The organism is Chitinimonas sp. JJ19, from assembly GCF_036961565.1.
Classification (GTDB): domain Bacteria; phylum Pseudomonadota; class Gammaproteobacteria; order Burkholderiales; family Chitinimonadaceae; genus Chitinimonas.
The window spans coordinates 121,634-143,697 of sequence record NZ_JBAMDD010000002.1 but is presented as its reverse complement, the minus strand read 5'-3'; the positions used below and the strand labels follow the sequence as shown (position 1 = coordinate 143,697).

Genomic DNA, 22,064 nt, shown 5'->3' with positions numbered 1-22,064 from the left:
AACCATGCCTCGCGTCAAACGTGGTGTAACAGCCCGCGCTCGCCATAAAAAAGTCCTCGCTCTCGCCAAGGGCTATCGTGGTCGTCGTAAGAACGTCTATCGCATCGCCAAACAGGCGGTGATGAAGGCCGGTCAATACGCCTACCGTGACCGCCGTCAGCGGAAGCGTCAATTCCGTCAGCTGTGGATCGCCCGTATCAACGCCGCATCGCGTGAACTGGGTCTGAGCTACAGCAAGTTCATGAACGGCCTGAAGCGCGCTTCGATCAATGTCGATCGTAAGGTGCTGGCCGATCTCGCCGTGTTCGACAAGGCCGCGTTTGCGCACATTGTTGCGCAAGCCAAGGCTAGCCTCGCGGCCTGAGCTACCGGTAGCTGAAAAAGGGAGGCGAAAGCCTCCCTTTTTTTGTCGCCCCACTCGCCATGGGTTTTCGCCTAGAGAATCCATCGCCAGTGATGAGGAGCGATGCAAGATGGACAATGTTCAAGCGATAGTCGATGAAGGTCTGGCCGCCCTGGCGGCCACCCACGATCCAGTCGAGCTGGAGAACGTGAAGGCGCGCTACCTGGGTAAATCCGGGGCGTTGACCGACCTGCTCAAGCAACTGGCTGCGCTGCCGCCAGAAGAGAAGCGGGCGCAGGGTGCGGTGATCAACCAGGCCAAGACAGCTTTTGAGCAGGCACTGAACGGCCGCCGCGAAGCCATGGCCGCCGAGAAGCTGGCGCAACAGCTGGCCGCCGAGGCACTGGATGTGACCCTGCCTGGGCGTGGTCAGTTGGCGGGTGGCCTGCATCCGGTGACCCTGGTCAAGGAGCGCATCGTTGCACTGTTCCAGTCCATGGGCTTCGAGGTGGCTGACGGCCCAGAGATCGAGGATGACTGGCATAACTTCGAGGCGCTGAATACGCCCAAGGGTCATCCTGCCCGTTCCATGCAGGATACCTTCTACGTGGAAGGTGGCCGTGATGGCGAGCCGCTGGTATTGCGTACCCACACCAGCCCCATTCAGGTTCGCTATATGCAGAACCATCAGCCGCCCATCAAGATCGTGGCCCCTGGCCGTGTCTACCGGGTGGATTCGGACGCAACCCATTCTCCGATGTTCCATCAGATGGAGGGTTTGTGGGTGGCCGAAGGCGTCAGCTTTGCCGACCTCAAGGCGACGTTGATCGACTTCCTGCGTCGCTTCTTTGAGCGCGATGACCTGCAGGTACGATTCCGTCCCTCGTTCTTCCCCTTCACCGAAACCTCGGCCGAGGTGGATGTGCTGGGCGAGCGCGGCTGGCTGGAAGTCGGTGGCTGCGGCATGGTGCATCCCAATGTGCTGCGCAATGTGGGCATAGACCCAGAGCAATACACCGGCTTCGCTTTCGGTATCGGTCTCGATCGTTTCGCCATGCTGTATTACGGCGTCAACGACCTGCGCCTGTTCTTCGATAACGATCTGACCTTCCTGAACCAGTTCCGCTAAGCCAACTGGGCCAGCCCATCTGTGGGCTGGCGGTAATGCATACGGGGCCGTGCCGGCCCCAACCGACAAGATACTGAGGGATCAAGCCATGAAATTCTCTGAATCCTGGCTGCGCGAGCTGGTTAACCCCGCGCTGGATAATGCCCAACTGGCCGAACTGCTCACCATGGCCGGCCTGGAAGTGGAAGAAAACGACCCCGCTGCACCGGCTTTTGACAAGGTGGTGGTGGCGCAGGTGCTGGAAGTGCGCAAGCACGAGAATGCCGAAAAGCTCAATGTCTGCAAGGTAGACGCAGGGCAGGGCGGCGAGCCGCTGCAGATAGTCTGCGGTGCGCCCAATGTCGCCGTGGGGGTGAAGGTGCCTTGCGCGCTGGTGGGTGCCAGCCTGCCCGGCGATTTCAAGATCAAGGAAGCCAAGCTGCGTGGCGTGGAGAGCTTTGGCATGCTGTGCTCGGCCCGGGAGCTGGGCGTCAGCGAGGAGAGCGATGGCTTGCTACTGTTGCCCGCCGATGCGCCGGTAGGCCAGTCTTTCCGTCAGTACTTTGATCTGGACGACCGCATCCTCACGCTCAAGCTCACCCCCAATCGTGCCGATTGCCTGAGCCTGAGCGGGATAGCCCGTGAAGTGGCTGCGCTGACCGGTAGCAGCTACCAGGCCGTTGCCATCAAGCCAGTCGCGCCGGTATTGGACGACAAGCGCGGCGTGAAGCTGGATGCCGCCACGGCTTGTCCGCGCTATGCCGGCCGCGTGATACGCGGGGTGAATGCGGCCGCAGCGACGCCGGACTGGATGAAGCGCAAGCTGGAGCGTAGTGGCCTGCGTTCCATCTCAGCCCTGGTCGATATCACCAACTACATCCTGTTGGAGCTGGGCCAACCCATGCATGCCTTCGATAACGCCAAGCTGCAGGGCGATATCGTGGTGCGCTTCGCCCTGGCGGGCGAGCAGCTTGAGCTGCTCAACGGCAAGCAACTGACGCTGGAGCCGGACATGCTGGTGATTGCCGATGGCAATGGCCCGGTTGCGCTGGCTGGCATCATGGGCGGCATGCCCACCTCGGTGCAGGCTGGTGAGACTCAGGATGTGTTCCTGGAGTCGGCCTTCTTTGCGCCGGAAATCATCGCCGGCAAGGGCCGTCGCCTGGGCTTCAGCTCGGATTCCAGCCACCGCTATGAGCGTGGCGTGGACTTTGGTAACTGCCGCAATGCGCTGGAGCGCGCCACAGAGCTGGTATTGGCCATTTGTGGCGGACAGCCGGGTGGTGTGACCGAGGCCTTGGCGGCGCTGCCGGCGCGCCCAGCCGTGGCCCTGCGCGTAGCGCGGGTGGCACGGGTGCTGGGGGTGACGGTGGCTGCTGATGAGATCGTGGCCATGCTGCAGAAGCTGGGCTTGGCGGTGGTGCGCAATGGCGAGACGCTGGCAGTGACACCGCCCAGCTACCGCTTCGATATCAATATCGAGGAAGACCTGATCGAGGAAGTGGCCCGCATGTACGGCTACGACCAGATACCCACTCGCCCGCCGGTATCCGGCCAGGCCATGCTCAAGCAGGATGGCAAGCTGCGTCCGTCCTTGCTGGTTAAGCAGGCGCTGGCTGCACGCGATTACCAGGAGGTGGTGAGCTACGCCTTTGTGGAAGAGAAATGGGAGGCGGACTTCGCTGCCAACCTGCAGCCGGTGCGCCTGCTCAACCCGATTGCCAGCCAGATGAGCGTGATGCGCTCTACCTTGATAGGCGGTCTGGTCAGCACCCTGGTGGCCAATCTCAACCGCAAGCATGAGCGTGTGCGCCTGTTCGAGGTAGCCCGGGTGTTCCACGGCGTGGAGGCAAACCAGCAGCCAGAGAAGGTAGCGGGTCTGGCGCATGGGCCGCGTTTGGCCGAGCAGTGGGGCAGCAAGGCGGCCAGGGTGGATTTCTATGATGTGAAGGCCGATGTGGAGGCACTGCTGGCACCGCGTGTGGCGCGCTTCGAGCGGGCCGAGCACCCAGCCTTCCACCCCGGCCGTTGCGCCCAGATCGTTCTGGACGGCGCCATCATAGGCGTGATGGGCGAGCTACACCCCAAGTGGGTGCAAAGCTACGATCTGAATGCCGCTCCGGTGCTGTTCGAATTGGACCTGGGGGCGCTGACTGGCCGTGAACTGATACGGTCGCAGCCGATTTCCAAGTTCCAGCCGGTACGCCGTGACCTGGCTTTTGTGGTGGATGACGCAGTGCAGTACCAGCAGGTGCTGGATGCCATGGCGAGCGCCAGGCAGCCCTATGTCACTGCCATAGAAGGCTTCGATGTCTATCGTGGCGCAGGGGTGCCTGAAGGGAAAAAGAGCCTTGCATTCAAGGTGATATTGCAAGATACTCAGAAAACGCTTTCGGACGCGGACATCGATTCCGCCGTCTCCCAGCTCGTCGCCGCGCTGCAACAACACGTCCAAGCCCAGCTCCGAAGCTAGGTTTTCGCGACGAAATCCGCATCAAAAATCATGACATTGACACTGACTAAAGCCGAACTCGCCGACCTGCTATTTGACAAGGTTGGCTTGAACAAACGTGAAGCCAAAGACATGGTGGAAGCCTTCTTCGAAGAGATCCGCCAGTCGCTTGAATCCGGGGAGAGTGTGAAACTGTCCGGTTTTGGTAACTTTCAGCTGCGTGACAAGCCGCAGCGTCCTGGCCGCAACCCTAAAACGGGCGAAGAGATACCCATCTCGGCCCGCCGCGTGGTGACGTTCCACGCCAGCCAAAAACTGAAGGGCATGGTGGAAGACAACTATGCAGACGGAAAGCTCGTTACCGAGAGCTGAGCTGCCGCCCATCCCCGCCAAGCGCTACTTCACCATAGGTGAAGTGAGCGAGTTGTGTGGGGTGAAGCCACATGTGCTGCGTTACTGGGAGCAGGAATTCACCCAGTTGCGGCCGGTGAAGCGGCGCGGCAATCGGCGGTACTACCAGCACCATGAGGTGCTGCTGGTTCGTCGCATCCGTACCTTGCTGTATGAAGAAGGATTCACCATCAGCGGGGCACGCAATCGCCTGGAGCATCAGGCGCTGGATGCGGCGGAACATGGAGAAACCAGCTTGGCTGCGGCCCTCGAACACGAGGCCGAAGCCGAGACTGCCGCAGCGGCCTCCTTGGCCCGCCTGCGGCATGACTTGGAAGATTTGCGAGATTTTCTTGCAAACTAGCTTGCCAGAGGGAAAAAGACCGGTATAATTCGGCCTCCTTCGAGTCGGAGCGTGGCGCAGCCTGGTAGCGCACTTGCATGGGGTGCAAGGGGTCGGAGGTTCGAATCCTCTCGCTCCGACCAGTAATACCAAAGGGCTTACAAGCAACAGCTTGTAAGCCCTTTTCGTTTTGGTGCTTGGCCGGCAGGGTTTTCAGGGGGGTGGATCCCCGCCCTTGGTCGGGGTGCCGGGGTGTGCCGCATTGCCCCTGGGGGTGCCAGCGTTGTCGTCTGCCTGGCTCAGATATCCTCCAGCAGGTCTCCAAAAACCGCAGCCTCTCCCTCGCGCCGATTCTTGCCCGGCGCGTCGTACAGCGCCAGCCAGCTGGGCCGGCGGGCGAGGCTCATGGGAACGGCGCAGAACGCCTCGGCACGGTTGCAGCCACGGCCATGGGGCAGGGTGGCGCAGGTCTCGAACTCGCTCCAGAACACCGCGGCCTCCTGGTTGCTGGCCAACTGCTTGCGGGCATCCTTCCAGCGATAGAGTCGTATCTCGCCATCCAGCACCATGGTGGGGCCGGCCAGCAGGTAAAGGTCGTCGCCGGCCAGATGCAGGTCGCGTATGCCCAGCCCTTCCAGATCGAGAAAATGCTTGCGCAGCAAGGGGGCATCATCGCCCAGCGGAGCCAGGCATAGTTGCTCGCCATCGGCTACGATGCGCAGTTCCAGTAGGCCTGCCCAGCCACGCAATACCGGGCCGCGCAGGCCCAGCAGCAGCCTGTCGCCCAGTACGGCCAGCCCTTCGATGTCGAAGCCATTGTCCTTGCCAGGCAGGTGCAGATAGGGGCCATAGTGTGGATCACGCGCCAGGGCATCGGTCAGCTGGTTGTCGCGGGCATTGCCGCCCAGGCGGGCGGCCTGGCGGCCATCCGGGGTGGTGCGCTGCAGGGTGGGGCGGCCCTTGCTGTCTTCGGCCAGTGGCAGCCTTGCCAGCAGGCGGCGGTTACCATCCAGGCTCAGCTTGGCCAGGCGGCGTGCATTGTCGACATGGCTGCGGCCCTGCTTGGGGCTCTTGCGCTTGAGGCCGTGCGAACCCACTACCCACAGATAACCGCCTGCCAGTGCCATGCCTTCCAGGTCGGCTTCTTCATCTGGCTCACCAGGCAGGTCCAGCAGCTCGGCCAGCCTGAAGCTGGTGGACTGGCCAAAACGCAGTGTCTCGGCACCTTGCCGTGGCAGCAGTTGCAGTCGCTCTACCGCGCAGGATTCGTCACCCGCCACCCATAGCCACTCGCCAGTGAAAACGGCACCAGACAGATTGTCGTGGGCCATGGCCTGGGCGGAGAATTCCAGCCTGACGGCCTTGGGGTGTAGGGTGTAGCTCATGCTGCATTCCGTTTACAGGGTTGACGCGGGGGATATCCAAGCGTATCACGCAGCCGACCTTCCCGGATTTGTCACGCCATGCCCCCAGAGCTCCTACCCTTTGCCGAACGCTTGACCCGCTGGCAGCGCAGCCATGGTCGCCATGATCTGCCCTGGCAGGTGGCCGACCCTTATCGGGTCTGGCTGTCTGAGATCATGCTGCAACAGACGCAGGTTGCGACGGTCATTCCCTATTACCAGCGCTTTACCGAGTCTTTCCCTGACGTAGCCAGCCTGGCGGCGGCACCCCTGGATGCGGTGCTGGCCCATTGGGCCGGGCTGGGCTATTACACCCGTGCGCGCAATCTGCATGCGGCGGCAGGCAAGGTGATGAGTGCGTTTGGCGGTACCTTCCCGGCCACGGCGGCAGAGATGGAGACGCTGCCTGGCGTGGGGCGTTCCACCGCAGCGGCCATTGCCGGATTTTGCTTTGCCGAGCGCAGTCCCATACTCGATGGCAATGTCAAACGGGTACTTAGCCGCTGGGCAGGCGTGGCGGGATTCCCTGGCGAGAAGAAAGTGGAGCAGCAGCTATGGGCCTTGGCCGAGGCGCTGCTGCCCGAGCAGGCCGCAGATATGCCGGCCTATACCCAGGGCATGATGGACCTGGGCGCGACCCTTTGCACACGTAGCAAACCTCGCTGTCAGGTCTGCCCCTTGCGGGAGGACTGCCGTGCACATATCGAGGGACGCCAGGCGGAGTTGCCCACCCGCAAGCCGCGCAAGGCCATACCTGAGCGCCAGACTGTCATGCTGCTGCTGGAGCACGAAGGGCGCTTGCTGCTGGAGCGGCGCCCGCCTAGCGGTATCTGGGGGGGCTTGTGGAGCCTGCCGGAAGTAGCGGCGGCGGCCGAGGCGCAGTTGCTGTGCCGGCAGCGTTTCGGCCTGGAGGTGGCGCTGACCGAGACGCTACCTGCCCTGGTGCATACCTTTACCCACTTTCGCCTGACCATTACCCCGCTGCGCCTGCAGGTGACTGGCGAGCAGCACAGGGTGGCCGATGCTGATCTGGCGTGGTTGAGACGTAGCGAGGCACTGAAGGCCGGCATTCCTACGCCGGTACGCAAGTTGCTGCAGGCCAAGGCCAGGCCGCAGGGGGAGTTGTTCGAGCAGTAAGCGCCCCTTGTTCAGGCAGTGCGGGCCGACTGGATGCTGCCGGCCGCGACACTGTTGCGTACTAGGCGTACTAGGCGTGCTGGCCGGCTACCCAGCCCGATGACCAGGCCCACTGGAAGTTATAGCCGCCCAGCCAGCCTGTCACGTCCACCACCTCGCCCACAAAGAACAGGCCCGGCACCTTGCGCGCCATCATGGTCTTGGACGACAGCGCGTCGGTATCCACACCGCCCCGTGTCACTTCAGCCTTCTTGTAGCCTTCGCTACCGCTGGGCTTGACCCGCCAGCCATGTAGCTGGCTGGCCAGCAGTGCCAGCTCGGCTGGGGTGTACTGCTTCATGGGCTTGATGGCCACATGGGCGGCGCAGAAGGCCTGGGCAAAGCGCTTGGGCAGCCAGTCGGCCAGCACGTTGGGTAGCAGGGCATCGGAGCGCTTGGCGTCCTCGAACAATTCGGCAACGTCACGGCCTGGCAGCAGGTCCAGGGTGATTTCACGGCCGGGTGTCCAGTACGATGAGATCTGCAATATGGCAGGCCCCGATACCCCACGATGGGTAAACAGCACGTTTTCGCGGAAATGCGGGCCCTCGCCGCCATGCGCGTCGCAATCCAGCGATACCCCGGCCAGCTCACCGTACAGATCCTTGGGTTCGAAGGTGAGGGGTACCAGGCCTGCAGCCAGTGGTGTGATGGGCAGGCCAAACTGCTTGGCAATCTCGTAGCCCAGGCCGGTCGCACCGATGGGGGGGATAGATAGCCCACCTGAGGCGATGATCAGGCTCTGGCAGCGCCAGGTTTCGCGGCTGGTTTCCACCAGGAAGCCGGTATCGGTCTGGCTGACGCCGAGAACCTGGGTACCCATGCGCCATTCGATACCGACCAGGTCGCACTCGCTCTTCAGCAGGTTGATGATGTCTTGGGCGGAGTGGTCGCAAAACAGTTGGCCAAGCTTCTTCTCATGCCAGTCTATGCCGTAGCGGTTGACCAGGTCGATGAAATCCTGCTGGCTGTATTGGGCCAGTGCCGACTTGCAGTAGTGGGGATTTCGCGACAGATAGCGGTCGGGCGCGCAGTGAATATTGGTGAAATTACAACGCCCACCGCCCGAGATGCGAATCTTCTCGGCCAAGCGCTCGCTATGGTCGACCAGCGCAACACCGCGTCCACGCTGGCTTGCGCTGGCTGCTGCCATCATGCCGGCTGCACCTGCGCCGATGATGACCACGTCTATGTCTAGGATAGGCATCTAGTGTAATAACTCTGAAATGTCTTATAGTGGCGGCGGAATGCCTTGGAAGCGAGTAAGGACGCGGCTTGTGGCCAGAAGCCCTGCATGCGCCACCGCAACCTGACAAGCGCTTGACCAAGCGTTACTGCCGTTTCAACCGAATTCTAAAGCACACCGGGCAATTACCCTGCATTTCCCCTTGAGGAATGGCGGGGTTCTGGGCCCCTGATATCACACCCGGAGAGAGAAAAATCCCATGAAGCGCTTTGGCCTTGCCCGCACCCTGATTACATCCGCTCTGGTAGCCGCTGCCTTTGCCCCGGCAGCCCAGGCGGCCGGCAATTACTCCAACATCTATTTCTTTGGCGACAGCTTGACCGATACCGGTGCGTATTTCGGCCTGCCTGGCGTGCCGCAGAACAATCGCTGGACCACCCGCAAGCCGGATGGTTCGGTCAACGACTTGTATGCCGACATCCTGGCGCGCCACTATGGCTTTACCCTGAAGCCTGTATTGGCGATAGACCTGGGACAGGGCAAGGTTACGGCTGGCGGCAACAACTTTGCTGAAGGTGGCGGCGTGGTGCTGCCGGGCAGCCTGGCTGCCAATGATCCAGTGCAGACCAAACTGGTGCCCAACCAGATTGGCGCCCATCTGGCGAGCAACACCGGCAAGGCTGATCCCAATGCGCTGTACATGGTCTGGGTAGGCAATAACGACCTGGCTGCTGCCCTGGCCAACCCGGCTACTGCCAGCACCAATGGTGCCCTGGCTGCCGAGGCCGTGGTGGCGCAGGTAAAGCGCCTCAAGGCAGCTGGCGCCAAGCACATCATCGTCGGTAATGCCGTGGATATCAGCCGCACTCCCAAGCTGACCAGCCAGGTTTATGGCCAGGTGACGGCAGGCGTGGCCAGCGCGCTGTACGGTGGCGTCAACAATGCCACTACGGCCAATACCATCGCTGGTGGCCTGGCACAGCAAATGGGCCAGGGTAGCAATGTTGCCCTGATAGGCCTGATGAGTGGCGCTATCCAGGCTGCCAATGGCCAGGCTACTACCCTGACGGGTATGCAGACTGCCGGTGCAGGTGCAGTCAAGACTACCCTGAATGGCAGCAGCACTACGCTGGCCACCTATGCCGTAGCGGCGACCAATGCCGAGAATGCTATTGCCACCAGCTACGCCACCACCGCCGTGAACGCGGCCGTGGATGCCCTGGTGGGTGCCGGTTTGATCAACGCCACCGTGGCAGCACAGCTGCGTGCTGCGGCTCCTGCCGCAGTGGCCGCTAATCTGGTTACACCTATCCAGGGCAAGGTGGGTTCTACTGCCTCCGCCGCGCTGGCCTCGGCCAATTCGTTGGCCGGCAGCGTGTTCAACAACACCCTTAATGCTGGCCTGGGCCAGGTGGGTGATGTGGTCGCCATCGATGCCTTCCGCATGATGACTGAGGTGCTGGCCAATCCCACAGCCTTTGGCTATAGCAATGTCACAGGCACGGCTTGCGCCGATGCCAGCAATTGCGTGCAGGGCGCGGCCGGCTTTACCCCGGGTGCCGAGAACTTCTTCTTTGCTGATGGCTTCCACCCCACGCCCAAGACGCATGCCCTGCTGGCGCAGGTGCTGATGTCCACACTGGATGCGCCTTACTACGCTGCCCAGTTGGCACATACCCAGCCCATTGCCCGCAATGCCGCACAAGGCGTGCTGGATGAGCGTGTGGGCCAAGCCCGTTCGGTTGGGGTGCTCGACACCTTTGCCCGCATTACCCGCTTGAGCAATGACCATGATGCCAACAGCCTGGGCATGCAGAGCAATGGCCGCAATGCCGCCCTGACTGCCGGCCTGGATTTCCAGTTCGATGCAAGTACCTCGATCGGTATGGCCTTCACCCAGGCCAACAGCGATACCGATTTCGGCAACAAGGCCGGTGGTTTTGATACCAACACCCGCTTGCTGACCGGCTTTGTCCGCTACGAAAGCGGCCCCATCAGCGTGGCGGCCGATGCCTCCTTCGGCTCGGCCCGTTTCCGCGAGATCCGCCGCAACATCCAGCTGGGTACCCTGAGCCGTACCGAAAAGGGTGATACCACGGGTAGCCAGGCTGCGTTGCGCGTAGTGGGTGGCTATCAGCTGTCGCTGGGCGATTACAGCGTCACGCCCACGGTGAGCCTGGCCGTCAGTGAAACCAGCGTCGGTGGTTATGCCGAAAAGTGCGGTGACATCGCCAATGCGACCTCCTGCAGCACCTCCATGCGCTATGACAAGCAGCGCATCGATTCCATGCTGCTGGGCGCTGGCGTCAAGCTAAACGCCGACTGGGGCACCTTCAAGCCCTACGCCTCGGTGATGGCCTATAGCGAAGGCAAGGACGAAGACCGTACCGTGCGCGCGGCCCAGATCGGCCAGCAAGCCAGCTTCTCCACTGAGGTCTACACCCCGGACACCAGCTATGCGGTGATCAACGTCGGTACTTCGGCCAGCTTGAGCAAGTCGGTGAATGCCTACTTCAGCTACAGCTACACGGCTGGCTTGAGCGATGAAAAGCGCGCTGCCATGTCGGTGGGTCTGCAAGCTGCTTTCTAAGCCTTTCTCTGCGGCAACAAAAAACCCGACACGCGTGTCGGGTTTTTTGTTGCCGGTATGAACTTACCCGGCCTCTGGCGCCGCCAGCAAAAAAACAGCGCCTAACCTGCCATGCCATAGTGACGCAGCAAGGCGTCTATCTTGGGTGCCCGCCCGCGGAATGCCTTGAAGCTGTCGATAGCCGGACGACTGCCGCCTACGGCCAGGACTTCCTGGCGGAAGCGCTGGCCGGTCAGGCTGATCTGCGTCGGTGCTTCTTCAAAAGCCGCATAGGCGTCGGCGCTCAACACCTCGGCCCATTTGTAGCTGTAATAGCCCGCTGCGTAGCCTCCGGCAAAAATATGGCTGAACAGATTGGGAAAGCGATTCCACTCGGGCGGCAGGTTGACGGCGACTTCCTCGCGTACGCGCTGCAGCAGTTGCAGCACGGTCTCTTGGCTGGCGCTTTCGCGGCTGTGCAGGGCCATGTCGAACAGGCCAAACTCCAGTTGGCGAACGTTGCCCATGCCGCTCTGGAAATTCTTGGCTGCCAGCATTTTGTCGAACAGCTCGCGCGGCAGGGGCTCGCCGGTTTCGGCATGCTCGGTCATGGCCACCAGCCGTTCCCATTCCCAGCAGAAGTTCTCCATGAACTGGCTGGGCAGTTCCACCGCATCCCACTCCACGCCATTGAGGCCTGCCACACCCAGTTCATTGACCTCGGTCAGCAGCAGATGCAGGCCATGGCCCATTTCGTGGAACAGGGTGATGACTTCATCGTGGCTGAAGGTGGCCGGCTTGCCGTCGGCGCCGCGACCAAAATTGCAGGTCAGGTAGGTGACCGGGGTTTGCAGGCCTTCAGACTTCAGCCTGCGGTTGCGGCAGTCATCCATCCAGGCGCCGCCACGCTTGCCTTCGCGGGCGTAGAGGTCGAAGTAGAACTGCCCCACCAGCTTGCCAGCCTGATCGACCAGGCGGTAGACGCGTACGTCTTCATGCCATACCGGCGCCGTGTCCGCTTCTGCCTTCAGGCCAAACAGGGTCTCTATCACGTTGAACAGGCCGGCCAGCACCCGGGGCTCGGTGAAGTATTGCTTCACGGCCTGTTCGGAGAAGCTGTAGCGGGCTTCCTTCAGCTTCTCGGTGGCATAGCCCAGATCCCACATCTGCAGGTCGGCCAGGCCCAGGTGCTCTCGGGCGTAGGCTTCCAGCTCGGCGCGGTCGCGCTGGGCGTGCGGCTTGGCACGGGCGGCCAGGTCTCGCAGGAAGGCCAGCACCTCGTCCGGTGTGTCGGCCATCTTGGTGGCGACCGAATACTCAGCATAGTTGGCAAAGCCCAGCATGGCGGCCAGCTCGCCACGCAGGACCAGGATGCGGTCTATCAGTGCGCTGTTGTCCAGTTCGGGTGGGCCAAACTCAGCCGCACGGGTGCTGTAGGCGCGGTAGAGCTGGGCACGCAGTTCGCGATTGTCGCAGTAGCTTTGCACCGGTAGATACACGGGCATGTGCAGGCTTAGCTTGTAGCCGGGCTTGCCATCCTTTTCGGCGGCGGCACGGCACATGGCCTTGATATCCTCGGGCAGCCCAGCCAGTTCGGCCTCGCTGTCCACATAGAGGGCAAAGGCATCGGTGGCATCCAGCAGGTTCTGTTCGAACTTGGCCGACAGATTGGCCAGCTCCTCCTTGATGGCGCTGAAACGCGCCTTTTGCTCATCGGCCAGCTCGGCACCGCCCAGACGGAAGTCGCGCAGGGCGTTTTCGATGATGCGCTTTCTGGCGGTGTCGTAGCCCGCATACTCGGGGCTTTGTGCCAGCAGCTTGTACTGGGCGAACAAAGCCAGGTTTTGCCCCAGCTCGGCACCAAACTGGCTCAGCTTGGGCAGGTTGGCATTGTAGGCTTCGCGCAGTGCAGGGGTATTGACCACGGCATTGAGATGGCTCACCTGTCCCCAGGCACGCCCCAGGCGCTCATTGGCATCATCCAGCGGGCGTACAAAGTTTTCCCAGCTGACTGGGTTGACGGTCTCTGCCGCTCGCACGGCGGCGCGGGCGTCGGCCAGCAACTGATCAATGGCGGGGGTGATGTGTTCGGGCAGGATATCGCCAAACCGCGGCAAGGCAGAGAAATCGAGTAGAGGGTTGGTCATGGCGTGGGCTAGGTCCGGTAACGATAGGAAGTCTGATTGAGGCTAGATGGGGGCGATATGCCGCCAGGGCAAGGGCTGGCATGGGCTAGCACAGGGCTCTCGGCTATACTCGGGCGCTTGTATTGGATAGGAGTTTAACCATGGCTGTACGTCCGTTCAAAGGCATCAAGCCTGTTGTGCCCGACTCTGCCTATGTCGATGAAGCTGCCGTGGTGGTGGGTGAGGTGGTGCTGGGCGAGAATGCCTCTATCTGGCCGGGCGCCATCGTTCGTGGCGACGTCAATCATATCCATATCGGACGGGATTCCAATGTACAGGACCTAGCCTGCCTGCATGTCAGCCACAAGCGGCCGGAAGACCCCTTGGGTGCGCCGCTGATCATAGGCGAGCGGGTCACCATAGGCCACCAGGTGACACTGCATGGCTGCACCATAGGCGACGAGTGCCTGATCGGCATTGGCACCATCGTGCTCGATCGCGCCGTGATCGAGCCTCGGGTGATGATAGGTGCGGGCTCGTTGGTGCCGCCTGGTAAGGTGCTGCGTTCCGGCCATCTCTACCTGGGCCGTCCGGTCAAGGAAGTGCGGGCGCTGACCGACGAGGAGATCGCCCACTTTGCCTACTCGGCCCAGCATTATGTGCGATTGATGCGTGGGCACCAGGAAAGCTGACCGGCATCAACCGAAAGCGCCGCCGTATTGGCTTACAATGCGGCGCATTATCAAGCAGTAGATAGGTTCGCCATGCTGAACTTCCTTCCCGCCTTTCTGCGCGGCCTGATTTCCTCCTTGCTGCTGGCGCTGAATGTGCTGGTTTACGGGTTCATGATACTGACCCTGGCCATCATCAAGTTCGTGCTGCCGTTCACCGCCATCCGCAAGGCGGTGGATAGGGTGCTCAATACCCTGGCACAGGGTTGGGTCTACAACAACAGTGTCTGGATTGCCCTGGCGCAGAAGATCAGCTGGCGGCTGGAAGGGCTGGAGAAGCTCAACCCCAAGGGCTGGTATCTGGTCAGTTCCAATCACCAGAGCTGGGTCGACATCTTTGTCCTGCAGCAGACCCTCAAGGGCCATATTCCCTTCCTCAAGTTCTTTCTCAAGCAACAACTGATTTTTGTGCCTGTGATAGGCCTGGTCTGGTGGGCGCTGGATTTCCCCTTTATGAAGCGCCACAGCGAGGCCTATCTCAAGAAGCACCCGGAAGCCCGTGGCCAGGATCAGGAGACCACCCGCCGCGCCTGTGAGAAGTTCGCCCTGGTGCCGACTTCGGTCATCAACTTTCTGGAAGGCACCCGCTATACCGCTGCCAAGCATGCGCAGCAGCAGTCGCCCTACACCCATTTGCTCAAGCCCAAGGCCGGCGGCATTGCGCTGGCCATGAATGCCATGGGAGAGAAGTTTCAGTCACTGATCGATGTCACCATCTATTATCCCGATGGCCCACCCAGCTTCTGGGATTTCCTGGCTGGCCGGGTCAAGCAGATTGTGGTGCTGGTGAAGGAAAGGCCTATTCCGGCCGAGCTGACCCGTGGCGACTACGGTGGCGATGCAGTGTTCCGCGCCAAGGTGCAGGCCTGGGTGCACGAGATGTGGCAGGACAAGGACAAGCTGCTAGCCAGCCTGCACCGCGGCGCCTGATACCTGGGCGTGCCGCGTATGGAACAGCCGCTACCTTGGGTAGCGGCTTTTTTGCGCCCGCCGGGTGGCTTAGAGCCTGTTCACGATCTTTTCACCCCGTCGCAGGACCGGAAAAGGGTTAGGTACAAGGCGGGCGACGCAGGCAATAACCGGTTATTACCAAGGAGTCCAACGCAGTACATGACCCTTTTCCGGTCCAGCCCTACGGGTTCCGGTTCGGTTCCGTGCATTGCCGGCAGCGGCCAGCGTTACAAGCCGCTTACGGTACCGGTACCGCGGCGCGGCTTGCGCCTTGTCCGCTATCCGGCACTGCCCGGAACGACGGGGCGAAAAGATCGTGCACAGGCTCTTACATCTGCTTGAACAGATGCGCATAGGCGCGGCTGACGGCCACCTTCTCCTGGCGGGACTTCAGGGTCAGCGTGACCTTGCCGGTGAAGTCGCGGCTGGCCTCTGCGATGTCGCGCACATTGACCAGGGTGGCGCGATGCACCTGCCAGAACTGGTCGGCGTCCAACTGCTCCAGCAGCTCCTTCAAGGAGGTGCGTATCAGGTACTCGCCCTCGCGGGTCACCACCGTGGTGTATTTGTCGGCGGCGTGGAAGTAGCAGACGTCGTCTACCGCGATCAGCTTTACTTCGTTGCCTTGACCGGCCCGTATCCAGGTCAGCCGGTGGCTGCCGGGAGTGATGGGCAGGCCACCACCCAAGGCCGCACGCAGGCTATCGAGCAAGGCGCCATTATTGGCCGGGCGCTGGCTGGCCAGCTTGTCGCGCAGCTTGGTGACGGTGCGACTGAGCCTGTCGTCGCTGAAAGGCTTGAGCAGGTAATCAATGGCATCGCGCTCGAAAGCCTCGACGGCATATTGATCGAAGGCCGTGACAAACACACAGTGGCAGCCATCGGCCGAACGGGCCACCTCCAGGCCGGTCAGGCCGGGCATCTTGATATCCAGAAAGGCCACGTCGGGTTCGTGCTCGCGCATGGCGGCAGCGGCTTCAAGGCCATTGCGGGCCACCGCGATGATGTCCAGCTCGGGCCATAGCTGGCCCAGCTTGATCCTGAGATAGTCGGCCAGCAGGGGTTCGTCGTCGGCGATCAGGGCGGTGGGTGTTTGCATCGGCATGTCTTTATCCGTGATTCAGCGGCAGTTCCAGCTGTGCTGTTACGCCACCCGCTGGGTTGGACTGCAATGACAGCCCGGCAGCGCTACCGTACAGTGTAGCCAGTCTGGCGCGCACATTGCTCAGCCCCACCCCCTGGCCACGGACTTCTTCTGGCAGGCCCAGGCCGTTGTCGATGACGCTGGCGACCAGTCGGCCGCCGTCGACATCCAGAGTGACCTGTACCGTGCCGCCTTCCACCTTGGGCTCCAGCCCGTGGCTGACGGCGTTTTCCACCAGGGGCTGCAGCAGCATGGGGGGAAGGTGGGCATCCAGCAGCGGCTCAGGGCAGCTCAGGCTGAAATCCAGGCGCTCGCCCATGCGTATCTTGAGTATGCCCAGATAGGCCTGCAGCAGGTCCAGCTCCTGCCTGACCGTGCTGTGCTCATTGCGGGTACGGGCCAGAGAGGCACGCAGATAGTCGTTGAACAGGCCCAGCATCTGCTTGGCGCGATCTGGCGCAATATCGATCAGGCTTTGCACGCTGGCCAGGGTATTGAACAGGAAGTGCGGCTCTATCTGCGCCTGCAGCATGCGTAGCTGCGACTGTATCAGCAGCTTGTCCTGCTCGGCACGCTTGGCTTGCTCCAGGTGGTAGGCCGATTCCATCCGGCTGGTTTTCTCCCGGCCCCACAGGATGCTCCCTATGACGCCGGCAGCCAGCAGAAAGAAGAACAGGCTGAAAGCCAGGTAGTGCGGGTACTTGCTGATGACATCGGCCAGCTCGTCCACCCGCGCCACCCAGTTGAAGGCCAGCCCCACCAGCGCACCAATGAACACGGCGGCGGCGAAGTACCAGGGCTCGCGCGCGGGCGCAGGCTTGATCACCGAAAAGGTGAAGGTAATGGCAGCAAAAACCGAGAAGCCGATGACCTGTATGGTCAGCATCACCCGCCAGGTGGGCGAGTCGCTGGACAAGGCAAAAAACACCCCGGCCAGGGTGTTGAACAGCAGGGTGACCAGGAGGTTGCGCCAGAGTGAACGGCGCACCTCACCGGTAGCTAGCGTGGTGTGGGCTGCGGTGGGCATGCCTCGAGCTTAGGCGATTCGCACCGCCGGGTCACGTATGGGTTTGCTGGGCTGGGGCGTGCGCAACGGTACGACCTTGCCTTGCAGCGTGCTGGGTACGGCTGGGGCACGGCGGCCCAAGGTAAACGGACTGAACATCTTTCTCTCCCCCTAAAGCCGGCTGACTGGCTGGCGAGGCGAAAGTTAGCGCGTCTGATCGAGGTCGCGCAGTGCTTTGCGATGAAATGCGCTTTAGGCGGGCGAAATGCATTCAGGGTTGATGAACGACGCTGCGCTTGCGACGAAAATGCGTCTCGTCAGCGTAGAAATCGGCGGTCTGCTCCGGCCACCAGCCGGGTATACCCAACACAGGCAGGGGCGGCAAGGCGCGTGGGTCCTGCAACTGGCCGCGGCTTATGGCCTCGGCCAGCCGGCTGTCCAGCCACTGTAGCCGGGTAGGGTGGTCGAGTTCGAACCAGTCGGCCGTGACCGCCACCAGCATGACCTTGGCCACGATGCCCTTGAATGGCGCCAGGCTTTTTTCCATCAGGGCATGGCCCACGCTCCAGGGCTCCATCAGCCGTCCCCAATCCCCTTGGCGGGCCTGGAAGAGCTGTGGCCAATCGTGTGCCCGCAGCGCCTCGGCCAAGCTGGGGTCTGCTACAGCCAGTACCAGCCCGGATTCATCGAACAGGGTGGCAGCATCACGAGCCCTGCTACGCAGCGACCCTGCCTGGCAGGCCAGCTCATCCACATGCTGCTGGTTCAGCGCCGCCTTGGTTTGCGGCCAGGCCAGCCAGCATAGTGCATTGAAACAGTCGTGCCAGTTGTCGGGCCGGGTAGCCACCAGACCTTGCTGGGCAATACGTAGCTCGTAGTTGCCATCGGCCAGCTCGGCAGGGTCGGCAAAGCCTATCGGTAGTCCGGCCTGGTTGCGTGCCTGCAAGGAGGGCGGCAGAGACTGCCAGTCGGCATGAGTGGGGAACTGCTGCCAATCCAGCTCGGACAGAATGCCACGCAGTGGCAGCAGCCAGGGAGAGTGCAACAGATGAGGCAGGGGCCAGGGCAGCATGACGGTGTCGCAACACAAAAGATCATGAGCTTAGCGCCTATGGCCTGGTAGGAAAAGTTGCTTGCCAAACAGGCGCTGACGCCAACTCAAACTGATAACGAGCGTCAGCGAGGCTCCCGCGCGGCGGCGCGGGCGGTGGGGGCAATAGGACAGGGGAGAGCCTAACGTATCAGGCTGCGCTACGGTTTAGCGCCAGGGTATCCCTGGCGCCTGCAATGACCGTAACACCCATCAATGACCGCTGTCTGTAAACAGGTGCTGACGCTAATTCAAGATGATGATGAGCGTCAGCGAAGCCCCCTCCACGCACCGTGCAACGTGGACTTCCGTCGCGGCGGCGAGGGAGTGGGGTGTGGATTCAATCAGGGGAGAGCCCGTCGGTTCAGATTCCGCCGACATCTAGCGCTAGGGTATCCCTAGCGCCTGCCATCCCCGTAACACCCATCAATGACCGCTGTCTGTAAACAGGCGCTGACGCTAATTCAAGATGATGATGAGCGTCAGCGAAGCCCCCTCGCGGCGGCGAGGGCGGGGGGTGTGGATTCAATCAGGGGAGAGCCCGTCGGTTCAGATTCCGCCGACATCTAGCGCCAGGGTATCCCTGGCGCCTGCCATGACCGTAACATCCATCAATGACGTGAGTTCATACCGGGCTCTCAAAAGCCAGTCAGCACCAGCTTGCCTATGACCTTGCCTTCTTCCAGCAGAGCATGGGCGCGACGCAGGTTGGTGGCATTGATACTGCCCAGTTTTTCGCCCAGGGTGGTCTTGAGCGTACCGTTGTCTATCAGCCTGGCCACCTCAACCAGTAGGCGATGCTGCTCTATCATGTCTGGGGTCTGGAACAGCGAGCGGGTGAACATCATCTCCCAGGCGAAGAAGGCGCTCTTGGCCTTGAGCTTCTCGATGTCATGCGGCTTGCCAGCTTCCACGATGGACACGATGCCACCTTGCGGTGCGACCAGTTCGGCCAGGGTGTCGAAGTAGGCATCGGTATCGCTGGTGCAGAATATGTAGTCCACCTGGGCAAAGCCCTCTGCACGTACAGCCTCCAGTAGCTCGCTGCCATGCTTGACCACATGGTCTGCACCCAGCGTTTGGCACCAGGCACGGGATTCCGGCCGGCTGGCCGTGGCAATGACCTTCAGGCCGGCCAGCTTGGCCAGCTGTATGGCGATGGAGCCCACTCCGCCGGCACCGCCGACGATCAGCAGGGTCTTGCCGGCATCCCGACCGTGACGATCCAGCCGCAGCCGTTCGAACAAGGCCTCCCAGGCGGTGATGGCCGTCAGTGGCAGGGCGGCGGCGGCACTGTAGTCCAGCGTGGTGGGCATGGGGCCGACGATACGCTCATCTACCAACTGGTACTCGGCGTTGCTGCCTTGGCGGGTGATATCGCCAGCGTAATAAACCTTGTCGCCCGGCTGGAACAGGGTAACGGCCTCGCCTACGGCTTCCACCACGCCAGCGGCATCCCAGCCCAGTATCTTGGGATTGGCTTCCACTGTGTCCTTGGGGGCGCGTATCTTGAAGTCCACCGGATTGACGGCGATGGCTTCGATACGCACCAGCAGGTCATGGCCGCTGGGTTGGGCTGGGCGGGGCAGCTCCATGTCCAGCAACGAGGAGGGGTGGCTGATGGGCAGGTATTGGGTCAGGGCGACAGCACGCATGATGTTCTCCATAAGGGTTCAGGGGCTGCAACCCGTGATTGAGTGGCAGCAACTTCGAGTGACTGCAGTGTAGATTCGTTCTTTTAGTTGATAAATATTCAAAAAAGAACAATATTGTTTCTTATGGAAGACAATAACATCAGCCCAGACGAGTTGGCTGGCATGGCACTGTTCGCCGCCGTGGTGGAAGCCGGCAGCCTGACGGCGGCGGCCGAGCGGCTGGCGCTGTCGAAGTCGGCGGTCAGCAAGGCCTTGGTGGCGCAGGAGGCAAGGTTGGCAGCCAAGCTGCTGCAGCGTACTACCCGCCGGCAGTCCCTGACTGAGGTGGGCATGGCTTATTATGAACACTGCCGCAGGGTGCTGCTGGAGGCCGGTGAGGCACGCAGGGCGGTGGACAGACTGCATGCCCAGCCGGTAGGTGTGCTGCGCATTACGGCGCCTATCAGTTTTGGTAGCGAGCATCTGTCACGCCATATGCCCGAGCTGCTGAAGCGCCACCCTGGCATGCAGGTGGAGATGCAACTGAGTGACCGGCTGGTGGATCTGGCCGAAGAAGGCTACGACCTGGCCATACGGGTGACAGACAAGCCTGACCCACTGCTGGTGGCGCGCGCGCTGGCGCCCATACGCTGGGTTGTCTGCGCCAGCCCAGCTTACCTGGCACAGCATGGCACCCCCATGCAGCCCTCAGACCTGGCAGGGCATGCCTGCCTTACCTATCCAGCCCTGACGCCGGGCGGAGCCTGGCCATTCCTGCTGCAAGGGCAGCCCTGGCAGCAGCCGGTCAGCGGCCCGCTACGCATGAACAACAGCCTGGCCCTGTTGCTGGCGGCATTGGGTGGCTTGGGTATCGTGCGCCTGCCGAGTTTCGCGGCTTCCGGGCAACTGGCCGACGGCAGCTTGTGCCCCCTGTTGCAGGACTACGCGGTATCGCCGCAGACCGCCCTGGCAGTCTACCTGCCCAATCGCTATCTCTCACCCAAGGTCAGGGCCTGCGTGGATTTTCTGCGCGAGCGGCTGGGGAATGGTGGCAGACCGTATTGGGATCACTGGCTGGATGGGGCTGTGAAATAAAACAGGCCACCTAGTGGTGGCCTGTGAACAGACTCGTAGTCCGTGCGTGGCTGTGTTTACTTCAACACGGCCAGCGCGGCTTCGTAGTTGGGCTCATCGGCAATTTCGCCCACCAGTTCGGCATGGATCACCTTGTTGGCTTCATCCAGCACCACCACAGCACGTGCGGTTACGCCGGCCAGCGGGCCGCCGGCAAGGTCGACGCCGTAGTCGGTAATGAATTCACGGCCACGCATGGTGGACAGCGTAACCACATTGCTCAGGCCTTCAGCACCGCAGAAGCGCTTCTGGGCAAATGGCAGATCGACCGAGATGCACAGCACCACGGTGTTGGCCAGCTTGTCGGCTTCGGCATTGAACTTGCGGGTGGACATGGCGCAGGTCGGGGTATCGATGCTGGGGAATATGTTCAGCACCTTGCGCTTGCCGGCAAAGGTCTCCAGCGTGGCGTCAGCCAGGTCGGCGCCGACCAGCTTGAAGGCTGGGGCGGTGCTGCCAACCACGGGGAAGGTGCCATTGACGGGGATGGGGTTGCCGCGCAGGGTAACGGTGGACATGGGGGACTCCTGGTTAGAAAAACGGGTAGGTCGGTGCCGGGCGGCGCAGCTTCCCGGTCGGGGAGGCGGTCGCACCAGCGGGATTCGGTGGCTTAGAAAACACCATTCCCGCCGGAGCGGGAATGGTGTCGTGCGATACGGTGAGCATGGGGCTCAATCGATGTCTGTCATTCCTGCGCCAGCATGGCTTCGGCCAGCTTGTCGTAGTTCGGTTCCGCGTTGACGTCCTGTACCAGCTCGGCGAACAGCACGGTATCGTTTTCGTCGAGACCAAACAGGGCGGTGGACATCATGCCCGACAGTGGTACATCGGTGATCATGACGCCGTAATCCTTGTGGAAGTCACGGCCGCGCAGGGTAGAGAGCAGGTGCACCTTGCGTATGCCCTCGGTGGCAATCACCCGGGCCATGGCATAGGGGGTATCAACCGATACCACGAAGGACTTGGTGTTGGGGAAGCCATCGGCAATGCTTTCCAGCCGGCGGGTGATCCTCAGGCCGATTTCGGCATCCACGCTGGGTACCACGGCGATGATCTTGCGCTTGCCGATGAACTTGGACAGCGGGACATCACCGAGGTTGGTGTCCACCAGCATAAAGCTGTGCGCGGTGTCGCCTACGCGCGGAAAGCGGCCGCCCACGCCTATCGGCTCGCCGTTGAGTAGCACAGTGGCCATGTTTGTTGTCCTCCGTTTGATGGCATCTACAGTATCGACAGCCACAGCCATGAAAGCAAGCCGCTTGCGTGGAATTCACGGGG

General features: G+C 61.8%; 20 protein-coding genes and 1 tRNA gene. 11 read left to right on the top strand and 10 right to left on the bottom strand.

Annotated features, from left to right (window positions below; genetic code table 11):
* Positions 1-4: 4 nt before the first annotated feature.
* The 6 genes from rplT to V7714_RS03050 all read left to right on the top strand — a co-directional run bounded on the left by rplT (position 5) and on the right by V7714_RS03050 (position 4,779).
* Complete coding sequence (rplT, locus tag V7714_RS03075; RefSeq protein WP_284194683.1) at positions 5-364, top strand: 50S ribosomal protein L20; 360 nt, start codon at positions 5-7, stop codon at positions 362-364.
* Between the two features lie 109 nt (positions 365-473).
* Positions 474-1,472: a phenylalanine--tRNA ligase subunit alpha gene (gene pheS / locus V7714_RS03070; RefSeq protein ID WP_284194682.1), complete on the top strand. Its 999-nt coding sequence runs from the start codon at positions 474-476 to the stop codon at positions 1,470-1,472.
* Between the two features lie 88 nt (positions 1,473-1,560).
* Positions 1,561-3,924, top strand: coding sequence for a phenylalanine--tRNA ligase subunit beta (pheT, locus tag V7714_RS03065; RefSeq protein ID WP_335388009.1), 2,364 nt, complete (start codon positions 1,561-1,563; stop codon positions 3,922-3,924).
* A gap of 36 nt (positions 3,925-3,960) precedes the next feature.
* Positions 3,961-4,275, top strand: coding sequence for an integration host factor subunit alpha (locus V7714_RS03060; RefSeq protein WP_308446991.1), 315 nt, complete (start codon positions 3,961-3,963; stop codon positions 4,273-4,275).
* Positions 4,244-4,657, top strand: coding sequence for a MerR family transcriptional regulator (locus V7714_RS03055; protein ID WP_284194679.1), 414 nt, complete (start codon positions 4,244-4,246; stop codon positions 4,655-4,657). The genes V7714_RS03060 and V7714_RS03055 overlap by 32 nt, the downstream gene beginning before the upstream one ends.
* Positions 4,658-4,702: 45 nt before the next feature.
* Positions 4,703-4,779 (top strand) — tRNA-Pro (locus V7714_RS03050).
* 156 nt (positions 4,780-4,935) lie between these two features.
* Here V7714_RS03050 and V7714_RS03045 read toward each other — a convergent pair.
* Positions 4,936-6,021 carry a DUF3616 domain-containing protein gene (locus tag V7714_RS03045; RefSeq protein ID WP_335388007.1) on the bottom strand — a complete coding sequence of 362 codons (1,086 nt, stop codon included), beginning with the start codon at positions 6,019-6,021 and terminating at the stop codon, positions 4,936-4,938.
* A 78-nt stretch (positions 6,022-6,099) separates the two neighbouring features.
* Between V7714_RS03045 and mutY the strand changes: the two genes are divergently transcribed.
* Positions 6,100-7,176, top strand: a complete 1,077-nt coding sequence (gene mutY, locus V7714_RS03040; RefSeq protein WP_335388005.1) for an A/G-specific adenine glycosylase — start codon at positions 6,100-6,102, stop codon at positions 7,174-7,176.
* 70 nt (positions 7,177-7,246) lie between these two features.
* On the opposite strand, the gene V7714_RS03035 is transcribed toward mutY, so the two are convergent.
* Positions 7,247-8,422 (bottom strand): NAD(P)/FAD-dependent oxidoreductase, encoded by a 1,176-nt coding sequence (locus tag V7714_RS03035; RefSeq protein ID WP_335388003.1) that lies wholly within the window; start codon positions 8,420-8,422, stop codon positions 7,247-7,249.
* A gap of 238 nt (positions 8,423-8,660) precedes the next feature.
* Between V7714_RS03035 and V7714_RS03030 the strand changes: the two genes are divergently transcribed.
* Positions 8,661-10,991 carry an autotransporter domain-containing protein gene (locus V7714_RS03030; RefSeq protein WP_335388001.1) on the top strand — a complete coding sequence of 777 codons (2,331 nt, stop codon included), beginning with the start codon at positions 8,661-8,663 and terminating at the stop codon, positions 10,989-10,991.
* Positions 10,992-11,092: 101 nt separating this feature from the next.
* Here the strand turns inward: V7714_RS03030 and V7714_RS03025 are convergent, their stop codons facing one another.
* The gene (locus V7714_RS03025) at positions 11,093-13,117 is read right to left on the bottom strand and encodes a M3 family metallopeptidase (protein ID WP_335387999.1); all 2,025 of its coding nucleotides are present in this window, start codon (positions 13,115-13,117) and stop codon (positions 11,093-11,095) included.
* 140 nt (positions 13,118-13,257) lie between these two features.
* Here V7714_RS03025 and V7714_RS03020 point away from each other — a divergent pair, with 140 nt between their 5' ends.
* Together V7714_RS03020 and V7714_RS03015 are read left to right on the top strand one after the other, a co-directional pair.
* Entirely contained in the window at positions 13,258-13,788 is a 531-nt protein-coding gene (locus V7714_RS03020; protein ID WP_290332134.1) for a gamma carbonic anhydrase family protein, read from the top strand.
* 72 nt (positions 13,789-13,860) lie between these two features.
* Positions 13,861-14,757 (top strand): acyltransferase, encoded by an 897-nt coding sequence (locus V7714_RS03015; protein WP_335387997.1) that lies wholly within the window; start codon positions 13,861-13,863, stop codon positions 14,755-14,757.
* A gap of 349 nt (positions 14,758-15,106) precedes the next feature.
* Here V7714_RS03015 and V7714_RS03010 read toward each other — a convergent pair whose 3' ends face one another.
* The 5 genes from V7714_RS03010 to V7714_RS02990 form a co-directional block, all read right to left on the bottom strand.
* Positions 15,107-15,877, bottom strand: coding sequence for a LytR/AlgR family response regulator transcription factor (locus V7714_RS03010; RefSeq protein WP_335387995.1), 771 nt, complete (start codon positions 15,875-15,877; stop codon positions 15,107-15,109).
* Between the two features lie 10 nt (positions 15,878-15,887).
* Positions 15,888-16,949 carry a sensor histidine kinase gene (locus V7714_RS03005; protein WP_335387993.1) on the bottom strand — a complete coding sequence of 354 codons (1,062 nt, stop codon included), beginning with the start codon at positions 16,947-16,949 and terminating at the stop codon, positions 15,888-15,890.
* Between the two features lie 9 nt (positions 16,950-16,958).
* The gene (locus tag V7714_RS03000; RefSeq protein WP_290332131.1) at positions 16,959-17,087 is read right to left on the bottom strand and encodes a hypothetical protein; all 129 of its coding nucleotides are present in this window, start codon (positions 17,085-17,087) and stop codon (positions 16,959-16,961) included.
* A gap of 112 nt (positions 17,088-17,199) precedes the next feature.
* Positions 17,200-18,000, bottom strand: a complete 801-nt coding sequence (locus V7714_RS02995; RefSeq protein WP_335387991.1) for a DUF3025 domain-containing protein — start codon at positions 17,998-18,000, stop codon at positions 17,200-17,202.
* A gap of 656 nt (positions 18,001-18,656) precedes the next feature.
* The gene (locus V7714_RS02990; RefSeq protein ID WP_335387989.1) at positions 18,657-19,673 is read right to left on the bottom strand and encodes a zinc-binding alcohol dehydrogenase family protein; all 1,017 of its coding nucleotides are present in this window, start codon (positions 19,671-19,673) and stop codon (positions 18,657-18,659) included.
* Between the two features lie 123 nt (positions 19,674-19,796).
* Here V7714_RS02990 and V7714_RS02985 point away from each other — a divergent pair, with 123 nt between their 5' ends.
* Entirely contained in the window at positions 19,797-20,747 is a 951-nt protein-coding gene (locus V7714_RS02985; RefSeq protein WP_335387988.1) for a LysR family transcriptional regulator, read from the top strand.
* 56 nt (positions 20,748-20,803) lie between these two features.
* Here the strand turns inward: V7714_RS02985 and tpx (V7714_RS02980) are convergent, their stop codons facing one another.
* Both tpx (V7714_RS02980) and tpx (V7714_RS02975) read right to left on the bottom strand, forming a co-directional pair.
* Positions 20,804-21,304 carry a thiol peroxidase gene (gene tpx, locus V7714_RS02980; RefSeq protein ID WP_335387986.1) on the bottom strand — a complete coding sequence of 167 codons (501 nt, stop codon included), beginning with the start codon at positions 21,302-21,304 and terminating at the stop codon, positions 20,804-20,806.
* 167 nt (positions 21,305-21,471) lie between these two features.
* On the bottom strand, positions 21,472-21,981 hold the full coding sequence (gene tpx / locus V7714_RS02975; RefSeq protein ID WP_290332127.1) for a thiol peroxidase: 510 nt from the start codon (positions 21,979-21,981) through the stop codon (positions 21,472-21,474).
* Positions 21,982-22,064: the final 83 nt, after the last annotated feature.

What these genes read in the sequence shown, in the direction of transcription:
- V7714_RS03015 (WP_335387997.1), top strand. Translation starts at nt 13,861, where the DNA reads ATGCTGAACTTCCTTCCCGCCTTTCTGCGCGGCCTGATTTCCTCCTTG.
- pheS (WP_284194682.1), top strand. Translation starts at nt 474, where the DNA reads ATGGACAATGTTCAAGCGATAGTCGATGAAGGTCTGGCCGCCCTGGCG.
- tpx (WP_335387986.1), bottom strand. Translation starts at nt 21,304, where the DNA reads ATGTCCACCGTTACCCTGCGCGGCAACCCCATCCCCGTCAATGGCACC.
- tpx (WP_290332127.1), bottom strand. Translation starts at nt 21,981, where the DNA reads ATGGCCACTGTGCTACTCAACGGCGAGCCGATAGGCGTGGGCGGCCGC.
- V7714_RS02985 (WP_335387988.1), top strand. Translation starts at nt 19,797, where the DNA reads ATGGAAGACAATAACATCAGCCCAGACGAGTTGGCTGGCATGGCACTG.
- V7714_RS03055 (WP_284194679.1), top strand. Translation starts at nt 4,244, where the DNA reads ATGCAGACGGAAAGCTCGTTACCGAGAGCTGAGCTGCCGCCCATCCCC.
- V7714_RS03000 (WP_290332131.1), bottom strand. Translation starts at nt 17,087, where the DNA reads ATGTTCAGTCCGTTTACCTTGGGCCGCCGTGCCCCAGCCGTACCCAGC.
- V7714_RS02990 (WP_335387989.1), bottom strand. Translation starts at nt 19,673, where the DNA reads ATGCGTGCTGTCGCCCTGACCCAATACCTGCCCATCAGCCACCCCTCC.
- pheT (WP_335388009.1), top strand. Translation starts at nt 1,561, where the DNA reads ATGAAATTCTCTGAATCCTGGCTGCGCGAGCTGGTTAACCCCGCGCTG.
- V7714_RS03025 (WP_335387999.1), bottom strand. Translation starts at nt 13,117, where the DNA reads ATGACCAACCCTCTACTCGATTTCTCTGCCTTGCCGCGGTTTGGCGAT.
- rplT (WP_284194683.1), top strand. Translation starts at nt 5, where the DNA reads ATGCCTCGCGTCAAACGTGGTGTAACAGCCCGCGCTCGCCATAAAAAA.
- mutY (WP_335388005.1), top strand. Translation starts at nt 6,100, where the DNA reads ATGCCCCCAGAGCTCCTACCCTTTGCCGAACGCTTGACCCGCTGGCAG.
- V7714_RS03030 (WP_335388001.1), top strand. Translation starts at nt 8,661, where the DNA reads ATGAAGCGCTTTGGCCTTGCCCGCACCCTGATTACATCCGCTCTGGTA.
- V7714_RS03045 (WP_335388007.1), bottom strand. Translation starts at nt 6,021, where the DNA reads ATGAGCTACACCCTACACCCCAAGGCCGTCAGGCTGGAATTCTCCGCC.
- V7714_RS03020 (WP_290332134.1), top strand. Translation starts at nt 13,258, where the DNA reads ATGGCTGTACGTCCGTTCAAAGGCATCAAGCCTGTTGTGCCCGACTCT.
- V7714_RS03005 (WP_335387993.1), bottom strand. Translation starts at nt 16,949, where the DNA reads ATGCCCACCGCAGCCCACACCACGCTAGCTACCGGTGAGGTGCGCCGT.
- V7714_RS02995 (WP_335387991.1), bottom strand. Translation starts at nt 18,000, where the DNA reads ATGCTGCCCTGGCCCCTGCCTCATCTGTTGCACTCTCCCTGGCTGCTG.
- V7714_RS03035 (WP_335388003.1), bottom strand. Translation starts at nt 8,422, where the DNA reads ATGCCTATCCTAGACATAGACGTGGTCATCATCGGCGCAGGTGCAGCC.
- V7714_RS03010 (WP_335387995.1), bottom strand. Translation starts at nt 15,877, where the DNA reads ATGCAAACACCCACCGCCCTGATCGCCGACGACGAACCCCTGCTGGCC.